General features: G+C 74.2%; 25 protein-coding genes. 20 read left to right on the top strand and 5 right to left on the bottom strand.

Features of this window, described 5'->3' with window-relative positions; translation table 11 throughout:
• Positions 1-114 precede the first annotated feature (114 nt).
• From ABIB53_RS04345 to ABIB53_RS04300, 10 genes are read left to right on the top strand one after another with little or no spacing between them, the layout of a single operon-like run.
• Positions 115-471: an NADH-quinone oxidoreductase subunit A gene (locus ABIB53_RS04345; RefSeq protein WP_068276916.1), complete on the top strand. Its 357-nt coding sequence runs from the start codon at positions 115-117 to the stop codon at positions 469-471.
• Complete coding sequence (locus ABIB53_RS04340; protein WP_354587237.1) at positions 471-1,088, top strand: NADH-quinone oxidoreductase subunit B; 618 nt, start codon at positions 471-473, stop codon at positions 1,086-1,088. The genes ABIB53_RS04345 and ABIB53_RS04340 overlap by 1 nt, the downstream gene beginning before the upstream one ends.
• The gene (locus ABIB53_RS04335) at positions 1,081-1,611 is read left to right on the top strand and encodes an NADH-quinone oxidoreductase subunit C (protein ID WP_354587236.1); all 531 of its coding nucleotides are present in this window, start codon (positions 1,081-1,083) and stop codon (positions 1,609-1,611) included. Before ABIB53_RS04340 ends, ABIB53_RS04335 begins: the two co-directional genes overlap by 8 nt.
• The gene (nuoH, locus tag ABIB53_RS04330; protein WP_123092284.1) at positions 1,604-2,569 is read left to right on the top strand and encodes an NADH-quinone oxidoreductase subunit NuoH; all 966 of its coding nucleotides are present in this window, start codon (positions 1,604-1,606) and stop codon (positions 2,567-2,569) included. Before ABIB53_RS04335 ends, nuoH begins: the two co-directional genes overlap by 8 nt.
• The gene (locus ABIB53_RS04325) at positions 2,566-3,105 is read left to right on the top strand and encodes a 4Fe-4S binding protein (protein ID WP_123092283.1); all 540 of its coding nucleotides are present in this window, start codon (positions 2,566-2,568) and stop codon (positions 3,103-3,105) included. The genes nuoH and ABIB53_RS04325 overlap by 4 nt, the downstream gene beginning before the upstream one ends.
• Positions 3,098-3,613 (top strand): NADH-quinone oxidoreductase subunit J, encoded by a 516-nt coding sequence (locus tag ABIB53_RS04320; RefSeq protein ID WP_354587235.1) that lies wholly within the window; start codon positions 3,098-3,100, stop codon positions 3,611-3,613. Before ABIB53_RS04325 ends, ABIB53_RS04320 begins: the two co-directional genes overlap by 8 nt.
• Positions 3,610-3,918: an NADH-quinone oxidoreductase subunit NuoK gene (gene nuoK / locus ABIB53_RS04315; protein ID WP_191562905.1), complete on the top strand. Its 309-nt coding sequence runs from the start codon at positions 3,610-3,612 to the stop codon at positions 3,916-3,918. The genes ABIB53_RS04320 and nuoK overlap by 4 nt, the downstream gene beginning before the upstream one ends.
• The gene (locus ABIB53_RS04310; protein WP_354587234.1) at positions 3,915-5,672 is read left to right on the top strand and encodes an NADH-quinone oxidoreductase subunit 5 family protein; all 1,758 of its coding nucleotides are present in this window, start codon (positions 3,915-3,917) and stop codon (positions 5,670-5,672) included. Before nuoK ends, ABIB53_RS04310 begins: the two co-directional genes overlap by 4 nt.
• Positions 5,669-7,183, top strand: coding sequence for a complex I subunit 4 family protein (locus ABIB53_RS04305; protein ID WP_354587233.1), 1,515 nt, complete (start codon positions 5,669-5,671; stop codon positions 7,181-7,183). The genes ABIB53_RS04310 and ABIB53_RS04305 overlap by 4 nt, the downstream gene beginning before the upstream one ends.
• Positions 7,180-8,694, top strand: coding sequence for a proton-conducting transporter transmembrane domain-containing protein (locus ABIB53_RS04300; RefSeq protein WP_354587231.1), 1,515 nt, complete (start codon positions 7,180-7,182; stop codon positions 8,692-8,694). The genes ABIB53_RS04305 and ABIB53_RS04300 overlap by 4 nt, the downstream gene beginning before the upstream one ends.
• Before the next feature lie 68 nt (positions 8,695-8,762).
• On the opposite strand, the gene ABIB53_RS04295 is transcribed toward ABIB53_RS04300, so the two are convergent.
• Complete coding sequence (locus ABIB53_RS04295; protein WP_123092278.1) at positions 8,763-10,286, bottom strand: M28 family metallopeptidase; 1,524 nt, start codon at positions 10,284-10,286, stop codon at positions 8,763-8,765.
• Positions 10,287-10,452: 166 nt separating this feature from the next.
• On the opposite strand from ABIB53_RS04295, the gene htpX reads away from it, so the two are divergent.
• From htpX to pepN, 3 genes are read left to right on the top strand one after another with little or no spacing between them, the layout of a single operon-like run.
• Entirely contained in the window at positions 10,453-11,319 is an 867-nt protein-coding gene (htpX, locus tag ABIB53_RS04290; protein ID WP_068276942.1) for a zinc metalloprotease HtpX, read from the top strand.
• Positions 11,319-11,948 (top strand): class I SAM-dependent DNA methyltransferase, encoded by a 630-nt coding sequence (locus ABIB53_RS04285; RefSeq protein ID WP_354587230.1) that lies wholly within the window; start codon positions 11,319-11,321, stop codon positions 11,946-11,948. Before htpX ends, ABIB53_RS04285 begins: the two co-directional genes overlap by 1 nt.
• Positions 11,949-11,975: 27 nt before the next feature.
• Entirely contained in the window at positions 11,976-14,441 is a 2,466-nt protein-coding gene (gene pepN / locus ABIB53_RS04280; RefSeq protein WP_354587229.1) for an aminopeptidase N, read from the top strand.
• Positions 14,442-14,447: 6 nt separating this feature from the next.
• On the opposite strand, the gene ABIB53_RS04275 is transcribed toward pepN, so the two are convergent.
• Complete coding sequence (locus ABIB53_RS04275; protein ID WP_354587228.1) at positions 14,448-15,437, bottom strand: NADPH:quinone oxidoreductase family protein; 990 nt, start codon at positions 15,435-15,437, stop codon at positions 14,448-14,450.
• 99 nt (positions 15,438-15,536) lie between these two features.
• Here ABIB53_RS04275 and ABIB53_RS04270 point away from each other — a divergent pair, with 99 nt between their 5' ends.
• From ABIB53_RS04270 to ABIB53_RS04260, 3 genes are read left to right on the top strand one after another with little or no spacing between them, the layout of a single operon-like run.
• The gene (locus ABIB53_RS04270; RefSeq protein WP_354587227.1) at positions 15,537-16,076 is read left to right on the top strand and encodes a methylated-DNA--[protein]-cysteine S-methyltransferase; all 540 of its coding nucleotides are present in this window, start codon (positions 15,537-15,539) and stop codon (positions 16,074-16,076) included.
• A gap of 2 nt (positions 16,077-16,078) precedes the next feature.
• Positions 16,079-16,543 (top strand): RNA polymerase sigma factor, encoded by a 465-nt coding sequence (locus ABIB53_RS04265; RefSeq protein WP_123092274.1) that lies wholly within the window; start codon positions 16,079-16,081, stop codon positions 16,541-16,543.
• Positions 16,540-17,121: a methylated-DNA--[protein]-cysteine S-methyltransferase gene (locus tag ABIB53_RS04260; RefSeq protein WP_201467649.1), complete on the top strand. Its 582-nt coding sequence runs from the start codon at positions 16,540-16,542 to the stop codon at positions 17,119-17,121. Before ABIB53_RS04265 ends, ABIB53_RS04260 begins: the two co-directional genes overlap by 4 nt.
• Positions 17,122-17,124: 3 nt before the next feature.
• Here ABIB53_RS04260 and ABIB53_RS04255 read toward each other — a convergent pair whose 3' ends face one another.
• Together ABIB53_RS04255 and ABIB53_RS04250 are read right to left on the bottom strand one after the other, a co-directional pair.
• Positions 17,125-17,940, bottom strand: coding sequence for an enoyl-CoA hydratase-related protein (locus ABIB53_RS04255; protein ID WP_354587226.1), 816 nt, complete (start codon positions 17,938-17,940; stop codon positions 17,125-17,127).
• Complete coding sequence (locus tag ABIB53_RS04250; protein WP_354587225.1) at positions 17,937-19,325, bottom strand: MFS transporter; 1,389 nt, start codon at positions 19,323-19,325, stop codon at positions 17,937-17,939. Before ABIB53_RS04250 ends, ABIB53_RS04255 begins: the two co-directional genes overlap by 4 nt.
• A gap of 72 nt (positions 19,326-19,397) precedes the next feature.
• Between ABIB53_RS04250 and ABIB53_RS04245 the strand changes: the two genes are divergently transcribed.
• The 4 genes from ABIB53_RS04245 to ABIB53_RS04230 are packed head-to-tail and all read left to right on the top strand — an operon-like array spanning position 19,398 to position 23,094.
• The gene (locus ABIB53_RS04245) at positions 19,398-20,072 is read left to right on the top strand and encodes an HAD family hydrolase (RefSeq protein WP_354587224.1); all 675 of its coding nucleotides are present in this window, start codon (positions 19,398-19,400) and stop codon (positions 20,070-20,072) included.
• Positions 20,073-20,128: 56 nt separating this feature from the next.
• Positions 20,129-21,352, top strand: a complete 1,224-nt coding sequence (locus tag ABIB53_RS04240) for an acyl-CoA dehydrogenase family protein (RefSeq protein WP_068276973.1) — start codon at positions 20,129-20,131, stop codon at positions 21,350-21,352.
• 22 nt (positions 21,353-21,374) lie between these two features.
• Positions 21,375-22,406 carry a phosphotransferase family protein gene (locus ABIB53_RS04235; protein WP_251718390.1) on the top strand — a complete coding sequence of 344 codons (1,032 nt, stop codon included), beginning with the start codon at positions 21,375-21,377 and terminating at the stop codon, positions 22,404-22,406.
• 10 nt (positions 22,407-22,416) lie between these two features.
• Positions 22,417-23,094 carry a TetR/AcrR family transcriptional regulator gene (locus ABIB53_RS04230; RefSeq protein ID WP_354587223.1) on the top strand — a complete coding sequence of 226 codons (678 nt, stop codon included), beginning with the start codon at positions 22,417-22,419 and terminating at the stop codon, positions 23,092-23,094.
• Between the two features lie 153 nt (positions 23,095-23,247).
• On the opposite strand, the gene ABIB53_RS04225 is transcribed toward ABIB53_RS04230, so the two are convergent.
• On the bottom strand, positions 23,248-24,030 hold the full coding sequence (locus ABIB53_RS04225; protein ID WP_354587222.1) for an SDR family oxidoreductase: 783 nt from the start codon (positions 24,028-24,030) through the stop codon (positions 23,248-23,250).
• Between the last annotated feature and the right edge of the window lie 79 nt (positions 24,031-24,109).

The following is a 24,109-nucleotide window of genomic DNA, read 5'->3' as shown; positions in this document are numbered from 1 at the left end:
GGGCCCACCCCGACGTGCGGTGGGGCTGTCCCCACCCCCGTCGCTCTCCTGTCCCCGCCCGTGCCCCCACGTGTCGACCCAGGAGGCGGCGGACCGGTGACTAGGGTGTGGCAGGTGGAGGGCTATGTCGTCGTCGCCGGGACGCTGATCGCGGGCATCGCGCTCGTGGTCGCGGCGTGGACCGCGCGCCGTCTCCTCGCCCCCTCGGCCCCCACGCCGGCGAAGACCACCACCTACGAGTCCGGCGTCGACCCCCTCGGCGACGGGTGGACCCAGGGGCAGGTGCGCTATCTCGCCTATGCCTACCTCTACGTGATCTTTGCCGTCGACGCCGTCTACCTCTTCCCGTGGGCGCTCGTCCTGCGCACCGACCTCGGGGTCGCGAGCCTGATCGAGGTCGCGATCTTCATCGGGGTCGTCCTCGTCGGCCTGCTCCACGCCGCCCGCCGGGGTCTGCTGAGGTGGGCGTGATGACGACCGACCTGCCCATGCCCCGCCCCCGCGAGCACGAGCCGCGCGTCGGTGTCGTCGGCGGCCACGCGCCCCGCCCGATGAAGGTCGTCCTCTCGTGGGGACGCCGGTACAGCCTGTGGGTCTTCAACTTCGGGCTCGCCTGCTGCGCGATCGAGTTCATCGCCGCGTCGATGTCCCGGCACGACTTCATGCGGCTCGGCGTCATCCCCTTCGCCCCCGGCCCCCGTCAGGCCGACCTCATGGTCGTCTCCGGCACGGTGACCGACAAGATGGCGCCGGCCGTGCGCCGGCTCTACGACCAGATGCCCGAGCCGAAGTACGTCATCTCCTTCGGCGCGTGCAGCAACTCCGGCGGGCCGTACTGGGACAGCTACTCGGTGACGAAGGGGGTCGACCAGCTCGTGCCCGTCGACGTCTACGTGCCCGGCTGCCCGCCGCGCCCCGAGGCGCTGCTCCACGGCATCATGCGGCTGCAGGAGCGGATCGCCGCCGAGGAGCTGAGCACCCAGGGGCTGCGCCGCAAGTACGCCGGCCACCGTCTCGCCGACGCCGCCGAGGTGCAGCGCGGGCTCGTCGCGCCGCCGGCCCGACCGGGCGGGGCGAGCGATGCCTGAGGTGCGTCTCACCGCCGCCCTCGAGGAGTGGGTGCGCGCCGTCGGCGACGCCCGCGACCAGGGCTACGTCTTCTTCGACTGGCTGAGCGCCGTCGACCAGCACGACGACGCCGAGCAGCCCGGCCTCGACGTCCTGTGCCACCTGCTCGACCCGACCCCGTCGCCCGAGCGCGACCAGCGCACCCTCCTGCTGCGCACCCGCGTCGCCGAGGGTGCGGCGCTGCCGAGCATCACCGGCGTCTTCGCCGGCGCGGCCTGGCACGAGCGCGAGACCCACGAGATGTTCGGCGTCGAGGTCGAGGGCTTCGACGACGGGTCCGGCCTCGGGATGCGGCCGCTGCTCCTGCCCAGCGGCTTCGAGGGGCACCCCCTGCGCAAGTCCTTCGTCCTCGCCTCCCGCGCGACGAAGCCCTGGCCCGGCGGCAAGGAGCCCGGCGAGGGTCACTCGACGCGCTCGCCGTCGCGGCGCCGCGTCCAGGCTCCCGGGGTGCCCGGGCCCGAGTGGGGGAGCGAGGATGAGTGAGCTCGAGGTGCTCGCGCGCAGCCTCGGCGCGCTGCTCGCCGTCCTCGTCCTGCCGCTCGTCGTCGGCTACGGCGAGCACAAGGTCATGGCGCACATGCAGGGCCGGCTCGGCCCGATGTACGCCGGTGGCTTCCACGGCTGGGCCCAGCTCGTCGCCGACGGGGTGAAGTTCGTCCAGAAGGAAGACATCACCCCCGCCGCCGCCGACCGCCGTGTCTTCCGGCTCGCCCCCGCCGTCGCCCTCGTCCCCTACGTCCTCGCGATCGCCCTGCTCCCCATGCACCCCGCCGGCGCGCTCGCCGAGGTGCCCGGCTCGGTCCTCGCCGTCCTCGCCGTCACCGGTGTCGGCGCGCTCGGGACGCTCATGGCCGGCTGGGCCTCGGCGAACAAGTACGCCCTCATCGGCGCGATGCGCTCGGCCGCCCAGCTCATCTCCTACGAGCTGCCGATCGTCCTCGCCGTCGCCTCCGTCGCCATGGCGGCGGGCAGCCTCTCGCTGAGCGGGGTCGTCCTCGCGTGGCACCCGGCGTGGCTGCTCTGGCAGGTCGTCGGCGCGGTCGTCTTCCTCGTCGCCGCGGTCGCCGAGCTGCAGCGACCCCCCTTCGACGCCCCGATCGCCGACTCCGAGGTCGTCATGGGGCCGTGGACCGAGTACTCCGGGCTGCGCTTCGCCTTCTTCATGCTCGCCGAGTACGCCGGCATCGTCGTCATGTCCGTGCTCTTCGCCGTGCTCTACCTCGGCGGCTGGCGCGGCGTCGGCGTCGACGCGGTGCCCGCGCTCGGCGTCCTGTGGGTGCTCGCGAAGGCCGGCGTCGTCGCCTTCGTGCTCATCTGGGTCCGCGTCAGCTGGCCGCGCCTGCGCGAGGACCAGCTGCAGCACCTCGCCTGGGCGCGCCTCGTCCCGCTCGCCCTGCTCCAGCTCGCCGTGACGGCCGTCGGGGTGGTGGTCACCGCATGAGCCCGAAGGGAGACCGCAGCATCGTGCCCGGCCTCGTCACCGGCATGGTGACGACGGCCAAGCAGATGCTCGCGCCCGTGCGCACGGCCGAGTACCCCGACGTCGCGCCGGACCTGCCGGCCCGCTCGCGCGGGGTCATCGCGCTCGTCGAGCAGAACTGCACCTCGTGCATGCTCTGCGCCCGAGAGTGCCCCGACTGGTGCATCTACATCGACTCGCACAAGGAGACCGTCGAGGCCCCGGCCGGCGGCGGTCGCGCCCGTCAGCGCAACGTCCTCGACCGCTTCGCCATCGACTTCTCGCTGTGCATGTACTGCGGCATCTGCGTCGAGGTCTGCCCCTTCGACGCGCTGCTGTGGAGCCCGGCCTTCGAGTACGCCGAGGGCGACATCCGCGACCTGCTCCACGAGAAGGAGCGGCTCGGCCAGTGGGTCGAGACCGCCCCCGCGCCGCCGCCGCTCGACCCCGGCGCCGAGCCCGCGTCCGAGGTGAGCGCCGCGAGCAAGCCCGCGCGGGGAGGTCGCGCACGTGGCTGAGAGCGTCCTCGTCGTCCTCGGTCTTGTCACCGTGCTCGCCGCCGTCCGCGCCGTCACCTCGGCCCGGCTGCTGCGCGCCGTCCTCTGGCTCGTCGTCGCCCTCCTCGGCGGCGCGGGCATCTACCTCGCGCTCGGTGCCGAGCTCGTCGCGCTCGTGCAGGTCCTCGTCTACGTCGGGGCCGTCGTCGTCCTCTTCGTCCTCGCGCTCATGGTGACGCGCTCACCCCTTCGCCCCCTCGCCGAGCACAGCGGCCCGCCCGCGCGGCGGGTCGTCGCCGCCCTCGCCGGGCTCGGGACCACCGGTCTGCTCCTCCTCGTCCTGCTGCCGCTCGCCCGGTCGTGGGAGGAGGGCGAGCCGCGGGCCGCCTCGAGCGAAGGGATCGCCAGCCAGGTCTTCGGGACGTGGGTGTGGCCCTTCGAGCTGCTCTCGCTGCTCCTGCTCGTCGCCCTCGTCGCCGCGCTCGCGATCACCCGGGAGCGCGGCACCTCGACGCGTGGTCGGCGATGAGCGCGCAGATCGCCGTCGTCGTCGCGTCCGTCCTCGCCGGGGTCGGGGTCTACGGGGTGCTCGCCCGGCGCAACGCGATGCTCGTCCTCGTCGCCCTCGAGCTCGTGCTCCTCGCCGCCGGGGTCCTCCTCGTCACCGCCGGCGCCCACGGGCCGGACACGACCGCGAGCGGCAACGTCCTCACCCTCTTCGTCATCACCGTCGCGGCGGCCGAGGTCGTCCTCGCGCTCGCCGTCCTCGTCGCCGCCTACCGCGCCCGCGGCCACGTCGACCTCGACCGTCCCGCCGACGAGGACGCCCGGTGAGGGCCGCGCTCGCGGGACGCGAGATCCCCCTGCCCGGCGCCGAGATCGGCAGCGTCTCCTTCGACCCCGCGCTCTCGCTCACGGCGACGACGCTGACCATCGCGGCCGTCGTCCTGCTCGTCACGCTCTGCGTCCAGGTGTACTCGCTGTGGTACCTGCGCGACGACCCCCGACGCCGCTCCTTCCAGAGCACGGTCACGCTCTTCGGCGCGGCGATGCTCCTCCTCGTGCTCTCCGGGGACCTCGTCCTCAGCCTCGTCGGCTGGGAGGTCATGGGCTGGTGCTCGTACCTGCTCGTCGGGCACGACTCCGGGCGGGCCGCCGCCCGCCGGGCGGCGCACAAGGCCTACCTCGTCACCCGCGCCGCCGACATCGCGCTCGTCAGCGGTGTCGCCCTGCTCGTCGCCGGCGCCGGCACGACCTCGCTGGCGGGCATCACCGAGCACTGGCAGAGCACGGGCGCACGTCTGCTCGGCGCCCCGCTCGTCACCTGGGCGCTGCTCATGGTCGTCGTCGGCGTGCTCGGCAAGGCCGCGCAGCTGCCCTTCTCCGACTGGTTGCCCGACGCGATGGAGGGCCCGACCCCGGCCTCGGCCCTCATCCACGCCGCGACGATGGTGGCCGCCGGCACCGTGCTCCTCGCCCAGCTCGCCCCGCTGCTCGCGTCGGCCACCGGCGCGCGGGTCCTGCTCGGCCTCAGCGTGTCGGCGACGATGGTCCTCGGCGCGCTCCTCGCGGCCCTGCAGGCCGACGTCAAGCGCCTCCTCGCGTGGTCGACCGTGAGCCAGGTCGCGATCATGCTCTCCCCCTTCGCCCTCGTCGGCGCCGGTCCGCAGGACCACGGCGCGGTCGGCGCGGGCCTGGCCCACATGTACGGCCACGCGCTCTTCAAGGCGCTGCTCTTCCTCACCCTCGGCTGGCTCGCGACGACGGCCGGCGGGACCGCGGCGACGCGTCTGACCGGGGCGGCGCGACGCCACCCCGTCGCGCTCGTGTCGTGGGCCCTCGGGCTCGCCGCCCTCGCCGGGGTGCCCGTGCTCGTCGGCGGGGTGAGTAAGGAGCACGTGGTCGCCGTCGCCCTCGCCTCCACCCGTGACGCGGGACGGTCCGGCGAGCCCGCGTGGCTGCCGGTCCTCGTCCTCGGCGCGCTCCTGCTCACCGTCGTGCTCACCGCCGCCTACAGCGCGCGGGCGCTCGTCGTCCTCGCGGTCGGCCGGCGCGACGAGGTGGCGCGCACCCGGGCGGTCATGCCGCCGGCGATCGTCGTCGTCCTCGTCGTCCTCGCCGCCGGCACGACGCTGGGCGCGATCGCCATCTGGCTCGGCGCCTTCGACCCCGCGGGGCACGCGTCGCTGCTCCTGCTCCTCCTCGTCACCCTGCTCGTCCTGCTCGGCGGGGCCGCCGGCGCGTGGGCCTGCCTCGACCGTGACCCCGTCGGCGACGGCACGGGCCGCGCCGCCCGCCTCGCCGCCGCCGGTCTGCACGCCGACCGGGCCTACGTCGCGGGGGTCGTCGCACCGGTGCTCGCGCTCGCCCGGCTCGTGCGCTTCGTCGACGACGCCGTCATCGGCACCTACGTGCGCGGCGCCGGGTGGCTCGTCGCCGGGCTCGGCGGGGCCGGAGAGGTCGCGCACCGGCGCAGCCGACCCGGCAGCGCCACCCTGCTCGTCGCGCTGGCGCTCCTGCTCCTCCTCGGGGCCACCCTCGTCGTCCTCCTCACCGAGCCCGCCGCGTCGCCGGGGGTGCTCGGATGAGCCTCGTCCTCGCCCTGGCGCTCGCCCTGCCCGTCGTCGCCGCCGTCGCCCTCATCGGTGGTGCGGGCCGCGGCCGGTCTGCCCAGGTCGTCGTCGTCAGCTCGCTCGTCTCGCTCGTGCTCCTCGTCATGGCGTGGGCCGGCGGCGGTGCCGTCGACCTGCCGTGGCTGCCGGCCCTCGGGCTGCGCCTCGCGCTCGCGGTCGACGGGCTCTCCGGGCCGCTCATGGCGCTCACGCTGCTCGTCACGGCGCTCGCCGCGCTCGTGCACCGCTCGAGCCCGGCGGACGCGGGCGACGGCAGCGAGGTCGAGGAGGCCAGCGAGGGGACCTTCGCCGCCTGCCTGCTGCTCACCGCGGCCGCCGCGCTGCTCACCTTCGCCGCGCGCGACGCGATCCTCTTCGTCGTCGGGCTCGAGTGCGTGCTCGTGCCGATGTGGGTGCTCATCACCCGCTACGGCGACCCCCGCTCGCGCCGCGAGGCGGGCTGGCTCTTCGTGCTCGCCACCGGGCTCGGCTCGGTCGTGCTGCTGCTCGGCGTGCTCCTGCTCGTCCGGCTGTCCGGCACCTCCGACCTCGAGATGCTCGCGGCGACGGCCGGCAGCGGGCTGACGAGCGGTCAGCAGCTGCTCGTCGCCGGTCTGCTCACTGCGGGGCTGGCGATCAAGGTGCCCGTCTGGCCGCTGCACTCCTGGCTGCCCGTCGCCCACTCGAGCGCACCGACCGCCGGGTCGATGCTGCTCGCGGCGGTGCTGCTCAAGCTCGGCACCTACGGGCTCGTCCGGCTGCCCCTGGCGAGCGTGCCCGACGGCTTCGCGCAGATCGCCCCGGTGCTCGGGGTCCTCGGCGTCGTCGGCATCCTCTGGGGCGGTCTCGTCTGCCTCGTCGAGCTCGAGCTCAAGCGGCTCGTCGCCTGGTCCTCCGTCGCGCACATGGGCTTCGTCGTCCTCGCGCTGTCGACCGGCACCCGCACGGGCGTCGTCGCCGCGGTGCTCGGCAACCTCGCGCACGGGGTGGTCTCGGCGCTCCTCTTCGCCGTCGTGGGGGTGCTGCGCTCGGGGTGGGGGAGCGGCCTGCTGCGCGACCGGGCCGCCCTGCGCGACACCCACCCCCGGCTCGGGGTGCTCCTCCTCGTCGGGCTCGCCGCCGGTGCCGGCCTGCCGGGGCTCGCGCCCTTCTGGGGCGAGCTCGGGGCACTCGTCTCCGCGTGGCAGCCCGCGACCGACCGGCCCCAGGCCGCCTACGACGTGCTCGCCGTCCTCGCCGCTGCGGGGGCCGCCCTCGGCGGCGCCTACGCCGTGCGCGTCGTGCGCGCCGTGTGGCTCGGCGACGCGAGCCACGGCGCGAGCGCGACCGGGAGCGACCCGGAGGGCGCGGGCGTCGTCGTGCCGCGCGCCGACCTGCTCGTGCTCGTCGTCCTCGCCGTGCTCACCGTCGTGCTCGGCGTGGCGCCCGGCGTCGTCACCTCGCTCACCACGCCCGTCCTCGACGCGCTGCCCGGGGTGGTCCGATGAGCGTCGAGATCTCCTGGCTGCCCCTCCTGCCGGTCCTCGGGCCGGCGCTGGCCGCCGTCCTCGTCCTCGTCGTCGACCTCCTCCTGCCCGGCCGGCGCGGCCCGCTCGGCGCGGTCGCGGGCCTCGGTCTGCTCGTCGGGGTCGCGGGTGCCGTCGTGGGCCGGCTCGCCGACGACGCCCGCAGCCTCTGCCCGCCACCGGGCGCGGGCGCTGCAGGCAGCATGTGCCTCGTCGACGTCAGCCCGGCGGGGAGCACCCTCCAGGCGGTGACCCTGCTCGCCGCGGGAGCCGCGCTCGCGCTCCTGCTGGCAGCGCGGGGAGCGGGGGACAGCCTGAGCGACGACGCGAACGACGACGCGAGCGACGACGTCGCGGTCGTCGCCGGGGTGCTCGCCGGCGCCGCCGGTGCGGCCGTCACCCTCGGGGCCCGCGACCTCGGCAGCTGGCTCGTCGGTCTCGAGCTCGCCACCCTCCCCTTCGTCGCCGTCCTCGCCCTGCGCTCCGTGCGAGCGCGCGGCTCGGCGGCGCTCGACCTGCTCGTCACCGCTGTCCTGTCCTTCGCCCTCGCGGCGCTGGGTGCCGGTCTGTGGGTCGTGAGCACCGGCACCCTGCTCCTCGACGGCACGACCTCCGACGGGACGTCGCTCGGCGCTCTCGCCGAGCCCGAGCGCGCTGCGCTCACGGCGGCGAGCGTGCTGCTCGTCCTCGCCGCCGGCTTCAAGCTCGCGCTCGTGCCCGTGCACCTCTGGGCGCCGCTGTCCTACGAGCGGGGCGGACCCGCGGTCGCGACCGCGCTCACCGGGGTCTCCGTGACCGGTGGTCTCGGCGCGATCCTCGTCGTCGTCGAGGCGGTCGGACGGGCGGGCCTGCCGGGCCCGCGCCTGGCCCTCTGCGTGCTCGCCGCGGTGAGCCTCGTGCTCGGCGCCGTCATGGCGTGGCGGCAGGACGACCTCCTGCGCCTCGTCGCGTGGTCCGGCGTCACCCAGGGCGGGTGGGTCGCCGCCGCCGCGTCGGTCGGCGGGAGCGCCCCGGCGGCGGGGTACCTCGCCGTCTACGTCGTCGCGGTCGTCGCCGTGCTCGCCGCGGTCGCCGCCACGGGCACCCGTCTCGTCGACCACACGGGCCTGCTGCGCCGTGACCCTCTCGTCGGTCTCTCCCTCGCCGCCGGGCTGCTCGCCCTCGCCGGTCTGCCGCCCGCGCTCGTCGGCCTGCTCGCGAAGGTCGTCGTCCTCGACGCCGTCGTCACCGCCGGGTCCTGGTGGCTCGCGGGCGCAGCCGTCGTCGGTGCCGTGGTCGCCCTGGCCGTCTACCTGCGCTGGCTCGCGGTCGCCCTTCGTCCGGTGCCGACCTCTCTCGTGCGGCCCGACGGCGCAGAGAGCGACCTCGCCGACGACCTCGGTGACGACGCGGTCGAGGTCGTCACCGGTCGGCGCGGTGCCGCGCCGGTCGTCGCGCTCGTCGCGGCGGCGCTCGTCGTCGTCACCTCGCTCGCCCCCGGGCTGCTCCTCTAGCCGCCCCACGCACGACGACGCCCCGGACCACCTGGCCCGGGGCGTCGCGTGTGCTGGGTCGTGCGCGGTCAGGCCGCGGTGCGACCCTCCGGCAGGACGCTCGGCGCCGGCTTCGCGGGCTTGCCCGACTTGCCGTTGCTGCGCTTGCCGTTGATCTTCTCCGTCGACTGGGCGAGCGTGATCGCGGAGTGCGCGATCGCGTCGCTCATGATGTCGAGCGCGCGCCGGTTGACGTTGGTGATGTCGTCGGCGGGCGTGTGGTAGTTCGGGTCGTAGATGACGCCGGCCGTGCCGCCGAACTTCTCGACCTCGGCCGGGGTCTTCGTGCCGTCGGCACCGGTGAAGAGGCCCGAGGCGGGGATGCCCGCGTCGATGAAGGCCTTGTAGTCGCTGCGGCCCGAGAACTCGGTGTCCACCCACGGCTGCTTGACGCTGTCGAAGTAGTCGGTGAGGACGTCCTCGGTCTCGATCGAGCCCGGAGGCACGACGCCCGGCGCGGGGTAGGTCGACTGGTCCGCGTCGTACACGCCGATGATGTAGTTCGGCGAGCCGATCATGTCGAAGTTGAGGTACGTCGCGATGTTCTTCAGCTCCGCGGGGTCGTTCTCCTGCAGGTCGGCGACGTACTCCGTCGAGCCGAGCAGCCCGAGCTCCTCCGCGCCCCAGAAGGCGACGCGCACCTTGTTGTTGAGCTTGTTGACCTTGCCGAGCTGGATGGCGGTCTCGAGGACGCCGGCCGTGCCGGAGCCGTTGTCGTTGATGCCCGGGCCGTCCTCGACGCTGTCGAGGTGCGCGCCCATCATGACGACGTTGTCGTCGCGACCGGTCGGGGTCTCGGCGATGACGTTGAAGGTCTGACGCTCCTCGATCGTCTTGTCGAGGACGAAGCGCATGGTCACCGGACCGCGCGCCATCTTCGCCAGGATCGCCTGGCCCTCGGCCTGGGTGACACCGGTCGCCGGGGCCGTCGTCGGGTCGATCCCGCCGAGCGTGCCGTTGAGCGCGCCCGTCGTGTTGTTGTAGATGATGATCGCGCTCGCGTTGACGCTCTTGGCGACCTGGGCCTTCTGGGCGAAGGAGCACCCGGCGCCACGGCTGACGACCGCGATCTTGCCCGTGAGGTCGGCCCCGGCGTAGTCGCCGACGACGCACCCGGTGGCCACCGAGGGAGCCGCGAGCTGACCGGTGACGCCGCCGACCGGGGTGGGCTGGCTGTACGACATCGGGATGTTCTCGACGGTGCGGGCGTCGGGCGAGATCTCCGTCAGGCTCGTGCTGCGGGTCTGCTCGTAGACGAAGGGGAAGTACTGGCGCTCGGTGGTCCAGCCGGCCGCGCGGAGCTTCTGCTCCACGTACCGACCGCTCGCCTCGTAGCCCGACGTGCCGGCGCCGCGGTTGCCGCCGTTGGCGTCTGCGATGTCCTGGAAGGCTTGGAGATGACGCATCACGCCGTCGACGGTGACGGCCTGGCGCATCTTCGCGGAGTTGTTCGGGTTCGCCGCGCCCTGGGCCGGTGAGGCCGCGAAGCTCGAGACGGCGAGTGCTGCAGTCGCGGCGGCCGCGGTGACGGCTGCCTGTCGTGCTGATCTCACGATGATCTACCTCTCGGTGGGTCGACCGGGCCACGCTGACCTGTCGTGGCTCGGAAGGTAGTGGCGCACGAGGGGGGCCACCACACCGGTCGGCGATCGTGACCTCCTCGTGACCTGACGACGGGGACCGGGGAACTTTACGCCGGTCGAGCGGCGTTGACCGGGTATGCACAAGCACTACAACGGGCTGAAGACCGCCGCCCTCTTCGGCGTGATCTGGGCGCTGCTGCTGCTCATGGGCGGGCTCGTCGGGGGCGGCCGCTTCATCTGGCTCTTCGCGATGGTCGGCGTCGTCATGACCTTCGTCGGGTACTGGAACTCCGACAAGATCGCCATCCGCTCCATGCGCGCCCGGCAGGTCTCGCCGCAGGAGGCCCCCGAGATGCACCGCATCGTCGCCGAGCTCTCGCAGCGCGCGAATCAGCCGATGCCGCGTCTGTACATCTCGCCGACGGCCGCGCCGAACGCCTTCGCCACCGGCCGCAACCCCAAGAACGCCGCCGTGTGCTGCACCGAGGGGATCCTGCACCTCCTCGACGAGCGCGAGCTGCGCGGCGTCCTCGGCCACGAGCTCATGCACGTGTACAACCGCGACATCCTCACCGGCTCGGTCGCCGCGGCGCTCGCCGGGGTCATCTCCTCGGTCGCGCAGTTCGCCCTCTTCTTCGGCGGTGGCGGCAGCGACGAGGACCGGCCCAACCCGATCGCGATGATCGCGATGGCGCTGCTCGCCCCCTTCGCCGCGATGCTCATCCAGATGGCGATCACCCGCACCCGCGAGTACGACGCCGACGAGGACGGGGCGCGCCTCACCGGCGACCCGCTGGCGCTCGCCTCGGCGCTGCGCAAGCTCGAGTCCGGCGTCGCCCAGGCCCCGCTGCAGCCCACCCCGCAGCTGCAGAGCAGCTCGCACCTCATGATCGCCAACCCCTTCCGCGCCGGCGACGTCTCGCGCTTCTTCGCGACCCACCCCCCGATGAAGGACCGCATCGCGCGGCTCGAGGCCATGGCCTACGGGCACGACATCCGCTGATGGGCTACGACAGCGCGTACTTCGACGAGCAGGCCGCGCAGTGGGACCAGCCCGACAAGGTGGCCCGCGCGCAGCGGGTCGCCGAGGCCGTCGTCACGGCGGTGCCGCTGCGCGGGGACGAACGGCTGCTCGACTACGGCGCCGGCACCGGGCTGCTCGGCCGCGCCCTGGCCGACCGGGTCGCCTCGATCACCCTCGCCGACGCCTCCGAGGGCATGACGCGGCTCACCCAGGAGCGGGTCGCGACGGGCGAGATCACCGGTGACGTCCGCGCCGTGCGGCTCGACCTGCTCACCGACCCCGTGCCGCACGAGCGCTACGACGTCGTGGTCAGCCTCCAGGCCCTGCACCACGTGAGCGACGTGCCGGCCGTGCTCCGCGCGCTGCGCGAGCTCACCGTGCCCGGCGGGTGGCTCGCCGTGTCCGACCTCGACCGCGAGGACGGCAGCTTCCACGGCGAGGGCTTCGCCGGTCACACCGGCTTCGAGCGCGCCGAGCTCGAGGCGACGGTCCGCGAGGCCGGCTTCGTCGAGGTCTCGACGAGCACCGCGACGACGATGACGAAGGGGGAGCCGGGCCACGAGCGCGAGTACCCGCTCTTCCTCCTCGTGGCGCGCGCGCCCGCCTGACCCGCGCCCGCCTGACACGATGGGCCCGTGCCCTCGCTGACCCTCGCCGAAGCCCGAGACCGCGCCGACCTGCTGCAGGTCACCGACATGGAGGTCGACCTCGACCTCGACCAGGGAGCCGAGCACTTCGGGTCGGTCACCCGGCTGCACCTGCGGGCGAGCGGCGACGGGCAGACCTTCGTCGACGTCGACCCGGTGAGCCTGCACGCGATCCGGCTCGACGGCGTCGAGCTCGACGTCGCGCTCCAGGGCGAGCGCCGCTACCCGCTGACCCTCACCGCCGGCGACCACGTCGTCGAGGTCAAGGCGACGATGGCCTTCAGCCACGACGGCGAGGGGCTGCACCGCGCGACCGACCCGGCGGACGGGCAGGACTACGTCTACGGACACCTCTTCCTCGACGCGGCGCCGACGGTCTTCGCGTGCGTGGACCAGCCCGACCTCAAGGCTCCGTACACGATGACGGTGCGCGCCCCGCACGGCTGGAGCGTCATCGGCAACGGCCGGGCGACGCTCGTCGAGGGGGTGTGGCACCTGCGTCGCACCCAGCCGCTCGCGACGTACTTCGTCTCCGTGTGCGCCGGGCCCTACGCCAGCGTCACGGCCGAGCACGACGGCATCCGGCTCGGCCTGCACGGCCGCGCCTCGCTGCGCGCCGAGCTCGAGCGGCACGCCCCGCAGATGCTCGAGGTGACCCGCGCGAGCTTCGACTACTTCCACTCGATCTTCGGCATCCGCTACCCCTTCGACGACTACGACCAGGTCTTCGCGCCCGAGTTCAACGCCGGGGCGATGGAGAACCCGGGGTGCGTCGTCTTCCGCGACTCCTACCTCTTCCGGGGCGCCGCGAGCCGCAGCGAGGTCCTCACCCGCTCGAACACCATCAGCCACGAGATGGCGCACATGTGGTTCGGCGACCTCGTGACGATGCGGTGGTGGGACGACCTGTGGCTCAACGAGTCCTTCGCCGAGTACATGGCGCACCGCTGCCTCGTCGCCGCGACCGACTTCGAGGACGCCTGGGTCGACTCGACCGCCACCCGCAAGGCGTGGGGCTACGCCGCCGAGCGCTCCCCGTCGACCCACCCGGTCGCCGGGTCGCCCGCCCCCGACGCCCGCTCCGCGCTCGCCAACTTCGACGGCATCTCCTACGCGAAGGGGGCCGCCGTCATCCGTCAGCTCATCGCCTACATCGGCGACGACGCCTTCCTCGCGGGGATCCGTGACTACCTCGGTGCCCACGCCTTCGGCAACGGCGAGCTCGCCGACTTCCTCGCCGCGATGGAGCGCGCGTCGGGCCGCTCGCTCGCCGACTGGGCGCAGGCCTGGCTGAGCACCGCCGGGGTCGACGCGCTCGCCGTCGACAGGGCCACCGCGCAGCTCGTGCGCACGCCGCCCGCCGAGCAGCCGGCGCAGCGCCCGCACGCCCTCGACGTCGCGACGTGGAGCGGTGGGTCGCTCACCTCGCGGGTCGAGCTCACGGCGACCGACGACGCGACCCCGCTGCCCGGTCTCGACACGCCGGCGCCGCTCGTCGTGCCCAACGCCGCCGACCTCACCTGGGCGACCGGGCTGCTCGACGAGCGCAGCCTGGCGGCGCTGACGAGCGAGCTGCCGGCCGTCACCGACGCGCAGACCCGCGCGGTCGTCTGGGTCGGGCTGCGCGACCAGCTCGCGCTCGGCCTCGTCGACCCGCGCCTGCTCGTCGACCTCGCCGAGGTCGCCCTGCCGCACGAGAGCGACGACTCGGTCCTCGCCTCGGTGGGCATGCACCTCACCGGCACGGTCGTGCGCTCCTACCTGCCGCCGGCCGAGGAGGCCCCGGCCCGTGCCCGCATGGCCGCTCTCGGCGAGCGCATCCTCGCCGACGCCGAGCCGGGCAGCAGCCGCGCCCTGCACGCGGCCCGGCTCGTCGCCCGCACCACCGACGACGTCGAGGGCCGGCTGCGCCCGTGGGCCGACGGCGAGGGCCTGCCGCAGGGGCTCGAGGACGACGCCGACCTGCGCTGGGTGGTCCTCGGCCAGCTCGCCCGCCGAGGCCTGCTGGACGCCGACGGCGTCGCGGCAGCCCGGGAGCAGGACCGCACGATGTCGGGCAACCTCGGTGCCCTCACGGCGCGTGCGGCGATCCCGACCCCGGAGGCGAAGGCGCAGGCCTGGGCGTCCCTGACGACCGACCGCTCGCTGAGCAACTACGAGCTCGTCGCGGTCGCGTCCGGCTTCTGGGGGCCGGCGGACCGCTCCCTCGTCGAGCCCTACGTCGCGCGGTACTTCGAGGACGTGCCGGCGATGGCCGGCCACCTCGGCGACAGCGCGCTCGCCCGGGTCGCCTCGATCGCCTACCCCTCGCGCTTCGGCACGCCCGAGACCCTCGCCCTCTCGCAGGCCTGCCTCGCGCGCGACGACCTCGACCCGACGGTGCGGCGCGCGGTCGTCGACCAGCAGTCGCAGCTCGAGGAGGTCGTGCGCTCCCGGGCGCGCTACGGCGCCTGACCCGGCTCAGGGCACGACGACGGGGCGCCCGCTCGTCGTGCCGCCGGCGATCGCGGCGAGCGCCTGCGGCACCTCGGCGAAGGGGTGAGCCGTCCCGACGAGCGGGTCGAGGTGGCCGGCGTCGGCGATCTCGACGAGCGCGGCGTGGCATGAGCGCACGACGTCGGGCAGCTCCTCGCGGTAGCGACCGATGTTGAGCCCGAGGACCGAGTACCCCTTGACGAGGGCGTGGTCGAGCCGTGCCCGCTGACGCGTGCCGGAGGCGAAGCCCACGACGAGGATCCTGCCCTCGAGCGCCACGCAGTGCGTGCTCGCCTCGAAGGCCGGCCCGCCGACCGGGTCGTAGACGACGTCCGCGCCGTGCCCGCCGGTCGCCTCGAGCACGGCGGCCGCGACGTCCTCGCTGCGCCGGTCGACGACGACGTCGCACCCGACCTGGCGGGCGAGGTCGGCCTTCTGCGGCCCGCCGACGACCCCGATGACGTGCGCGCCGGCCGCCCGACCGAGCTGGACCGCGGCCGACCCGACGCCCCCGGTCGCGGCGTGCACGAGCAGGTGCTCGCCGGGTCGGATCGCCGCGCGCCGGTGCAGCGCGAGCCACCCGGTGTGATGGCTGATGACGAAGGCTGCCGCCTGGGCGTCGGTGAGCGAGGCCGGGGCCGGGTAGGCCGTCGACGCGTCCATGAGCGCCTCGTCGGCGAAGCCCCCGTGCGGCAGCGCGGTCATGCCGAGGACGCGGTCCCCGACGGCGGGGGTGCTCACCCCTTCGCCCACCGCCGTGACGACGCCGCACACCTCGAGGCCCGGCACGAAGGGCAGCTCGGGGCGCACCTGGTACTCGCCCGAGCACAGGAGGGTGTCGGCGAAGTTCACCGCCGCGGCGCGCACCGCGACCCGCACCTGACCCGGCCCGGGGTCGGGCACGGCCACCTCTCCGAGGTGTAGCGCCTCCGCCGGGGTGCCGTGCCGGACGACCTGCCACGCGCGCATGCTCATGGGCCGCGACGCTAGCCGCGGCGACCCCGCCGACGCCCCCGGGCGCGGTCGATCTCACACATCCGGGCCGGCGGACGTCCTGGGGGCATGATCACCACCATGACCACGACGGGGCAGGTGCGCCACGAGCTCGTCCGGACCGGTCTCGGCGAGCTGACCGTCGTCGTCGACACGGTCGCCGACGGCACCGCGGGCGAGCACGACGTGCTGCTCGGCATCTACTTCCCGGGGCACTGGACCCTGCCCGACGTCGCGACCTTCGGGCCGCGCCGCACGGGCGAGCCGCTCGTCGCCGAGACGGCGCGCCAGCTGCAGGAGTACCTCGCCGGGGAGCGGCGCGACTTCGACCTGCCGGTCGAGCTGCGCGGCGGCGACTTCTCCCAGCGGGTCTGGGCGGTGCTGCGCGAGATCGGCTACGGCGAGCGGACGACCTACGGGCAGATCGCCGCCCGGCTGGGCACCTCGGCTCAACCGGTCGGCCGGGCCGTCGGGGCCAACCCGGTCTCCGTCGTCGTCCCGTGCCATCGCGTCGTCGGCAGCGACGGCAGCCTCACCGGGTACGCGGGCGGCATCGAGCGCAAGCGGGCGCTCCTCGAGCTCGAGGAGCCGGGACCGGCGTCGCGTGGGGCACTCTTCTGACCATGGCGACCACCCCCTTCGAGGCCGTCGTGCGCGAGCACGGCCCCCACGTCCTGCACGTCTGCGCCGCGATCGTCGGCGGCAGCGAGGCCGAGGACGCGTGGAGCGAGACCTTCCTCGCGGCCCTGCGGGCCTGGCCCGACCTGCCCGACGACCTCGACCCCCGGGCCTGGCTCACCGTCGTCGCCCGCCGCAAGTGCCTCGACCAGCTGCGCGCCCGGGCCCGCCGGGCGGCGCCCTCCGAGCGGCTGCCCGAGATCGCGCTGCCGCCCGTGGAGCCGCGGGACGAAGGGGTGTGGCGTCACGTCGCCGAGCTGCCGACCAAGCAGCGCCAGGTCATCACCTACCGCTACCTCGGCGGTCTCGCCTTCGCGCAGATCGCCTCTCTCACCGGCGGCACCGAGGCCGCGGCCCGGCGGGCCGCCTCCGACGGGCTGCGCTCGCTGCGAGCCAAGGAGATCCGATGAGCACCACCCCGCACGTCGACGACGAGACGATGGACCGTCTCCACTCGCGTCTGGTCACCCGCGCCGGTCGCACGGGCGACCTCGACGTCGCCTACCGCGTCGTCGACAGCCGGCTCGGCCCGCTCGTCCTCGCCGCCACCCCGCGCGGGCTCGTGCGGATCGGCTTCGGTGCGACCGAGGGCGAGGAGGCCGTGCTCGTCGACGTCGCGACACGGGTCAGCCCCCGGGTGCTGCGCAGCCCGGGGCGTCTCGACATCGCCGCCCAGCAGGTCGAGGAGTACCTCGACGGGCGGCGCGAGGTCTTCGAGCTCGCGCTCGACCTCTCGCTCGCGACCGGCTTCCGCGGCGAGGTCGTCTCGGCCCTGCCCCGGATCGGCTACGGCCGGACCGCGTCGTACGGCGAGGTCGCCGGCCTCGTCGGCCGGCCGCGGGCGGTGCGGGCGGTCGGCACGGCGTGCGCGACGAACCCGCTGCCGCTCGTCCTGCCCTGCCACCGGGTGGTGCGCTCCGACGGAGGCATCGGTCGCTACCGCGGCGGCGAGCAGGCCAAGCGCGACCTGCTCGCCCTCGAGGCCTGAGGCTCAGCGCCCGAAGACCGGGGGACGCTTCTCGACGAAGGCGCGTGCCGCCTCGACGTGGTCGGCGGTCAGCCCCGTCTCCTTGTGCCGACGCACCTCGGTGCGCATGGCCTCGGTGAGGGTCTGGGTCGGCACCTCGCGCAGGTTGCTGCGGATGTGGGCGAGGGCGAGCGTCGGCCCGTCGGCGAGACGCCGGGCGAGCTGCGCCGTCGCGGCCTCGAGCTCGTCCTCGGGCACGACCTGAGTGAGCAGCCCGAGGTCGGAGCAGGCCTGGGCGTCCAGGCGCGGGTTGAGCAGCATGAGCTCGCGGGCGTGCGCCGGGCCGACGAGCCGGTCGAGCAGCCACGCGACCCCGAAGTCGCCCGAGAGCGCGACGGTGGCGAAGGCGGTCGCCATGACGGTGCGCGGGGTGCCGATGCGCAGGTCGGCGGCCAGCGCCAGACCCAGTCCCGCGCCGGCGGCCGCGCCCGGCAGCGAGGCGATGACCGGCTTCGCGTAGGCGTGGATGCGCCCGACCGTGGCCTCCTGGTGGCGGATCTGCGCCGCGACGGCCTCCTCGTCGACCTCGCTCGCGCCGCCCCCTTCGCCGCCGTCCTCGTCGAACTGCTGGACGTCGCCGCCCGCGCAGAAGGCGCGCCCGGCGCCGGTGAGGACGACGACGCGGACCGCGGGGTCGGACTCGGCCTGCTCGAGCAGCTCGCCGAGCCGCTCGATCATCGCCGTCGACATCGCGTTGCGCCGGTCGGGCCGGTTGAGGGTGATCGTCGCGACCCCGTCGGCGAGGTCGAGCAGGACGTGGTCGGTGTCGGTCTGGGTCACGAGATCTCCTGGGTCGGGGAGGGGTCGGCGCGCGGCGGGTCCGCGGGCCGGTCGGGTCGGGCGGTGGGCAGGGTGGCGAAGGCGAGGGCGGCGCTCAGCGGCAGGACGGTGACGACGAGCAGGGCCCAGGTGAGCCCGATCGCGTCGCCGAGCCCGCCGACGGCGGCCGCGCCGAGGCTGCCGCCCATGAGGAAGACGAGGGTGAGCAGCCCGAGGGCGCCGCCGCGCGAGGCGAGCGGGACGGCGTCGGCGACGAGCGTCGTCATCGCGGGCTGGCCCAGGCCGAAGGAGACGATGAGCACGACGGTCGCGGCGACGAGCGGGGCGGGGGAGACGAGGCCGACGCCGAGCGTGGCGAGGAGCAGCGCGAGGGCGGTGCCGAGGGTCGCGACGAGCTGGGCCCGGGCCGGGCCGAGACGCACGAGCGCCGGCCCGGTGATCCGCGGGGCGACGAGGCCGGCCGCCGCGCACGGCACGAGGAGCAGCCCGACGGAGACGCCGGACCACCCCTCGCCGACGAGCGTCGTCGGGACCGCGACGAGCATGCCGAACCACGCCGACGACAGGCTCATCGCGGTGATGAGGCTGCGCCGCGAGGCGGGGTCGGCGATCATCACGGCCGGGACGATGCCGTCCGGGCGTCGCCGTGAGCGCAGGACGACGACGGGCAGCGCGACGACGAGGCAGACCAGCCCGACGAGGGCGACGACGACGCCGAGGGTCGCGGCCTGGAGCGCGAGCACGGCCCCGACGGCGGCGACGGCGACGAGCGCGGCCCCTGCGGCGTCGAGGGTGGCGCCGGGCTGGCGGCGGGTCGGCAGGTCGCGCCAGACGACGGGGAGCAGGAGCAGGGTGGCGACGGGGATCGCGACGACCGGCCGCCAGCCGAGCGGCTCGACGAGCATCGCGCCGACGACCGGACCGAGGGCGTTGACCGTCGCCCCGACGGCTGCGTAGGTCGCCATCGCGCGGGCCCGCGAGTCCCCCTCGAAGACCGCCTGCACCGCGGCGAGCGTCAGCGCCGGGACCGCGGCGGCGCCCAGGCCCTGCAGCGCCCGGGCCGCGACGAGGGCGGGCAGCGAGTCGGTGAGGGCCCCGGCGCACGCGGCGGTGACCATGATCGCGATGCCGACGACGAGCGGCCCGCGGATGCCGAGGATGTCGCCGAGGCGGCCGTACACGGCGCTGCCCACGGCGAGGGCGAGGGAGTAGCAGCTGACGACGAGGGTCGCCCGGCCCGGGGTGAGGTCGAGGTCCGCGGCGAGGACCGGCAGGACGACGGCGACGGCCGCGCTGCCCAGACCGGTGACGCCGAAGAGCACGGCGAGGGCCGTCGCCAGGCCGTCACGGCGCGCCGGCACCGACGTCGAGGGCTCGACGCTCACCGCACCTCCCGCAGTTGAATCTGAATCAGAGTTCAAGTATACCTTGAGTCACCTCACCGCGAAGGAGACACGATGACGAGCGCCGCGACCACCCCAGGCGTCCTCGACGAGGGCGTGACCCGTACCGCCCTGCTCGTCGACTTCGGCGGCGTGCTCACCAGCCCCGTCCTCGACGCCTTCGCCGCGCTCAGCCAGGAGTGCGGGCTGGCGGAGGGGGAGGCCCTGCGCCTGCTCACGCAGGACGAGCAGGCGCGCAGCGCGCTCGTCGAGCACGAGGAGGGCCGGCTCGACGACGCCGGCTTCGAGGAGGCGCTCGGCGCCGCGGTCGTGCGCGCCGGCGGGCACCTGCCCGACCGCAGCCTGCTCGCCACCCTCGACGCCCACATGGAGCTCGACACCGCGATGATCGACCTCGTCCGCGAGGTCCGGGCCGCCGGCATCCCCGTCGCGCTCGTGTCGAACTCGCTGGGCAGCGGCTGCTACGACCGCGTCGACCTCGACGAGCTCTTCGACGTCGCCGTGATCTCCGGCCGGGTCGGTGTGCGCAAGCCCTCGCGGCGGATCTACACCATCGCCTGCGAGCGGCTCGGCGTCACGCCCGAGGAGTGCGTGCTCGTCGACGACCTCGAGCACAACCTCGCCGGCGCGGCCCGCCTCGGCGTCCTCGGCGTGCACCACCGCGACGCCGCGCTCTCCGCCCCGCAGGTGCGGCGCAGCCTCGGGCTGCCCGTCCCGGCGACCCCCTGACCACGCGACACCCCTTCGACGCCCCCTTCGACCCACCACACCCAAGGACGGTCACGATGTTCGAACTCAGCGAGCGCGGCCAGGAGTACCGCGACAAGCTGCTCGCCTTCATGGACGAGCACGTCTACCCGGCCGAGCCGGTCTACCGCGAGCAGATGGCCGCGTCCGGCGACGCCAACCACCACCCGCAGGTCCTCGAGGACCTCAAGGCCGAGGCGCGCAGCCGGGGGCTGTGGAACCTCTTCCACCCCCACCCCGAGTGGGGCCCAGGCCTGACCAACCTCGAGTACGCCCACCTCGCCGAGATCACCGGCCGCAGCCTCGAGATCGCGCCCGAGGCGATCAACTGCAACGCGCCCGACACGGGCAACATGGAGGTGCTCACCCTCTTCGGCACCGACGAGCACAAGGAGCGCTGGCTGCGCCCCCTCCTCGACGGCAAGATCGCCTCGGCCTTCGCGATGACCGAGCCGGCCGTCGCGAGCTCGGACGCGACGAACATCGAGACCTCGATGGTCCGCGACGGCGACGAGTACGTCATCAACGGGCGCAAGTGGTGGACCTCGAACGCCCTGCACAAGAACTGCAAGGTGCTCATCGTCATGGGCAAGACCGACCCGGACGCCCCGACGCACCGCCAGCAGTCGATGATGGTCGTCCCCCTCGACACCCCCGGCGTGCGCGTCGTGCGCGGGCTGCCCGTCTTCGGCTACATGGACCGCGAGGGTCACGCCGAGGTCGTCTTCGAGGACGTCCGCGTGCCCCGCGAGGCGCTGCTCGCCGGCGAGGGCGACGGCTTCATGATCAGCCAGGCCCGTCTGGGCCCCGGCCGGATCCACCACTGCATGCGCGCCATTGGCGTCGCCGAGCGGGCGCTCGACATGATGATCGACCGGGCCCAGTCGCGCGTCACCTTCGGCCAGCCGGTCGCCGACCGCGGCAACGTCCAGGACTGGGTCGCCGAGTCGCGCATCGACATCGAGATGGTCCGTCTGCTGACGCTCAAGACGGCCTACCTCATGGACACCGTGGGCAACCAGCAGGCCCGCACCGAGATCGCCGCGATCAAGGTCGCCGCCCCCAACGTCGCCCTCAAGGTCCTCGACCGGGCGATCCAGGTGCACGGCGGCGGTGGCGTGAGCGACGACTTCCCGCTGGCCATGTGGTACGCCCACATGCGTACGCTGCGTCTGGCCGACGGGCCGGACGAGGTGCACAAGATGACCATCGCGCGGCGCGAGTACCGCCGGCGCAGCCCCGAGTGGGGTCGGAAGCGCTGAGGCGCAGGACGAGAGGGACGCGATGAGCGAGCACGCCGAGGTCGAGGGTCTCGACGCCGAGGCCGTCGGACGGTGGCTGCAGGAGCGGGCGGGGGTGACCCCGCCGCTGGAGGTGGCGCGGGTCGGTCTCGGCCAGTCCAACCTCACCTTCCTCGTCACCGACGCGACGGGGGAGCGGGTCGTCCTGCGGCGCCCGCCCCTCGGCGAGCTGCTCGCCTCGGCCCACGACGTGGCCCGTGAGCACCGGATCCTCTCGGCGCTGCAGGGCACCGACGTGCCCGTGCCCGTCGTGCACGGGCTGTGCGAGGACCCGGCCGTCGCCGACGTGCCGGTGCTCGCCGTGTCCTTCGTCGACGGGGCGGTCCTCGACGACCGCTCCGACGCCGAGCTGCTCTCGCCGCAGGCGCGTCACCGGGTCGGTCTCAGCCTCGTCGAGACCCTCGTGAGCATCCACGAGGTCGACCTCGAGGCCGTCGGCCTGGCCGACCTGGCCAGCCACAAGCCGTACGGCGCGCGTCAGCTGCGCCGCTGGTCGCAGCAGTGGGAGCTCTCGCGCACCCGCGAGCTGCCCGAGCTCGAGTCGCTCACGCAGCGGCTGGTCGAGCGCGACCCCGGCCCGGGCGAGGTGGCGCTCGTCCACGGCGACAGCCACCTGCGCAACGTCATCATCGACCCGCAGGACGCCGCCGTCCGCGCGATCCTCGACTGGGAGCTGTGCACGCTCGGCGACCCGCTCGCCGACCTCGGCACGCTGCTCGCGTACTGGCCGATGCCGGGCGACCCGCCGACGATGCGTTTCGACGCCTCGACGGTGCCGGGCTTCGCCACCCGTGACGAGCTCGTCGAGCACTACGCGGCGCGCAGCGGGCGCGACGTGAGCGCGGTGACCTTCTGGCACGGGCTCGGGCTGTGGAAGCTCGCGATCATCCTCGAGGGCGTGCGCCGCCGTCAGCAGGACGACCCGCGCAACCTCACCGCGGCCGGGGCGATCCCCGCCCAGACCGTCGACGAGCTCGTGAGCTACGCCCACCTCGTGCTCGACGAGGAGCACTAGGGTGGTCGCCATGCCCGGCGACAGCGACACCGGCACCGAGGTGCCCGACCTCGTCGACCCGCAGCGCCTGGGCACCCAGCCGCAGACCGCGCGTGGGCAACGCACCCGCGACAACCTCGTGCGGGCGGCGCGCACGGTCTTCGAGCGCGACGGCTACGTCGACTCGCGCCTCGTCGACATCGTCGCCGAGGCGAAGTGCTCGATCGGCAGCTTCTACACGTGGTTCGACAGCAAGGACGAGGTCTTCGCGGCGGTCCTGCACGAGGCGCAGAGCGACATGCTCCACCCGGGCACCGGCCGGATCGAGATGAGCGACGACCCGGTGGCGATCATCGGGGCGAGCAACCGCGCCTACTTCGAGGCCTACCGCCGCAACGCCCGGCTCAACCAGCTGCTCCAGCAGGTCTCGGCCGTCGACCCCCGCTTCCGCGAGATGCGCCGGGCGCGGTCCGCGGCCTTCGTCACCCGCAACGCCCGCGCCATCTCCGACCTCCAAGCCCGCGGCCTCGCCGACCGCCAGGTCGACCCGGAGATGGCAGCCAAGGCCCTCTCGGGCATGATCGCCCGCCTCGCCTACGACGTCTTCGTCATCGACGACGAGGAGCGGGTCGACGACCTCGTCGAGACCGCCACCCGCCTGTGGACCAACGCCCTCGGTCTCACCTCCCCCGAGCTGCGCGCCGACTGAGACCTCACCTGTCTCAAGTTTCTCGGGCCACCCGATAAACCCCGGGTCCGCATGAGAAAGAAACCCTTGCGGAGCCGGGGTTTCTTGTGCTGAGCGGCCACCCGGACGCACGAAGGGGGTCCGCCGAGCCGGCGGACCCCCTTCGTCTCGTCGTCAGCGGTTGATCGTCACGCCGCCGTCGACGGTGAGGGTCTCGCCGACGACGTAGTCGCCGGCGTCGGAGGCGAGGTAGACCGCGGCGGCGGCCATGTCCTCGGGGCGGCCGATGCGGCCCGAGGGGATCTGGCCGGCGACCTCGTCGCCGTGGTCGCGCGCCTCCTTGTTCATCGAGGACGCGAAGGCGCCGGGCGCGATGGCGCTGACGACGATGCCCTCGGGGGCGAGGCGTACGGCCATCCGGCGGGTGAGGTGGATGAGGCCGGCCTTGCTCGCGTGGTACGAGTACGTCTCGAGCGGGTTGAGCGACTGGCCGTCGATCGAGGCGATGTTGATGACCTTCGCGAGGTGGCCGCGGGCGTGCCCGGCGAGGAGCAGCTCCTTGGCCGCCTGGGTGAGGAAGAAGGGCGTGCGGACGTTGAGGTCCATGACCTTGTCCCAGCCGCTCTCGGGGAACTCGTCGAAGGGCTCGGCCCAGGCCGCCCCGGCGTTGTTGACGAGGACGTCGAGGTGGTCCTCGTGCTCGCGCAGCTGCGCGAGCAGACCGGCGATGCCCTCGGTCGTCGAGACGTCGGCGGGCAGCGCGACGCACCGGCCGTCGCCGTGCTCGGCGCTCAGCTCCTGCGCGGCGGCCTGCGCCGCCTCGGCCTTGCGTGCGGTGATGTAGACGGTCGCCCCCTGCGAGAGCAGGCCCTGGGTGATCATCAGGCCGATGCCGCGCGAGCCGCCGGTGACGAGGGCGACGCGACCGTCGAGGGAGAAGAGCGAGGAGAGGTCCATGGGCGTCCTTGGGGCTGGGCAGGTGCGCGTGCGCGCCGGTCACGGGGACCGTAACCCAACCTGAATCGGGGTTCAAGGA

The sequence above is a fragment of the Janibacter sp. UYMM211 genome, assembly GCF_040547045.1.
Lineage (GTDB): Bacteria > Actinomycetota > Actinomycetes > Actinomycetales > Dermatophilaceae > Marihabitans > Marihabitans melonis.
The sequence above is the reverse complement of the archived record's forward strand: the minus strand, read 5'-3'. Positions and strand labels throughout refer to the sequence as shown.

Bases quoted from the DNA above. Each gene is read 5' to 3' on its own strand.
- ABIB53_RS04340 (WP_354587237.1), top strand. From the start codon at position 471: ATGACGACCGACCTGCCCATGCCCCGCCCCCGCGAGCACGAGCCGCGC.
- ABIB53_RS04335 (WP_354587236.1), top strand. From the start codon at position 1,081: ATGCCTGAGGTGCGTCTCACCGCCGCCCTCGAGGAGTGGGTGCGCGCC.
- nuoH (WP_123092284.1), top strand. From the start codon at position 1,604: ATGAGTGAGCTCGAGGTGCTCGCGCGCAGCCTCGGCGCGCTGCTCGCC.
- ABIB53_RS04325 (WP_123092283.1), top strand. From the start codon at position 2,566: ATGAGCCCGAAGGGAGACCGCAGCATCGTGCCCGGCCTCGTCACCGGC.
- nuoK (WP_191562905.1), top strand. From the start codon at position 3,610: ATGAGCGCGCAGATCGCCGTCGTCGTCGCGTCCGTCCTCGCCGGGGTC.
- ABIB53_RS04305 (WP_354587233.1), top strand. From the start codon at position 5,669: ATGAGCCTCGTCCTCGCCCTGGCGCTCGCCCTGCCCGTCGTCGCCGCC.
- ABIB53_RS04300 (WP_354587231.1), top strand. From the start codon at position 7,180: ATGAGCGTCGAGATCTCCTGGCTGCCCCTCCTGCCGGTCCTCGGGCCG.
- htpX (WP_068276942.1), top strand. From the start codon at position 10,453: ATGCACAAGCACTACAACGGGCTGAAGACCGCCGCCCTCTTCGGCGTG.
- ABIB53_RS04285 (WP_354587230.1), top strand. From the start codon at position 11,319: ATGGGCTACGACAGCGCGTACTTCGACGAGCAGGCCGCGCAGTGGGAC.
- ABIB53_RS04275 (WP_354587228.1), bottom strand. From the start codon at position 15,437: ATGAGCATGCGCGCGTGGCAGGTCGTCCGGCACGGCACCCCGGCGGAG.
- ABIB53_RS04270 (WP_354587227.1), top strand. From the start codon at position 15,537: ATGACCACGACGGGGCAGGTGCGCCACGAGCTCGTCCGGACCGGTCTC.
- ABIB53_RS04265 (WP_123092274.1), top strand. From the start codon at position 16,079: ATGGCGACCACCCCCTTCGAGGCCGTCGTGCGCGAGCACGGCCCCCAC.
- ABIB53_RS04260 (WP_201467649.1), top strand. From the start codon at position 16,540: ATGAGCACCACCCCGCACGTCGACGACGAGACGATGGACCGTCTCCAC.
- ABIB53_RS04245 (WP_354587224.1), top strand. From the start codon at position 19,398: ATGACGAGCGCCGCGACCACCCCAGGCGTCCTCGACGAGGGCGTGACC.
- ABIB53_RS04240 (WP_068276973.1), top strand. From the start codon at position 20,129: ATGTTCGAACTCAGCGAGCGCGGCCAGGAGTACCGCGACAAGCTGCTC.
- ABIB53_RS04235 (WP_251718390.1), top strand. From the start codon at position 21,375: ATGAGCGAGCACGCCGAGGTCGAGGGTCTCGACGCCGAGGCCGTCGGA.
- ABIB53_RS04230 (WP_354587223.1), top strand. From the start codon at position 22,417: ATGCCCGGCGACAGCGACACCGGCACCGAGGTGCCCGACCTCGTCGAC.
- ABIB53_RS04225 (WP_354587222.1), bottom strand. From the start codon at position 24,030: ATGGACCTCTCCTCGCTCTTCTCCCTCGACGGTCGCGTCGCCCTCGTC.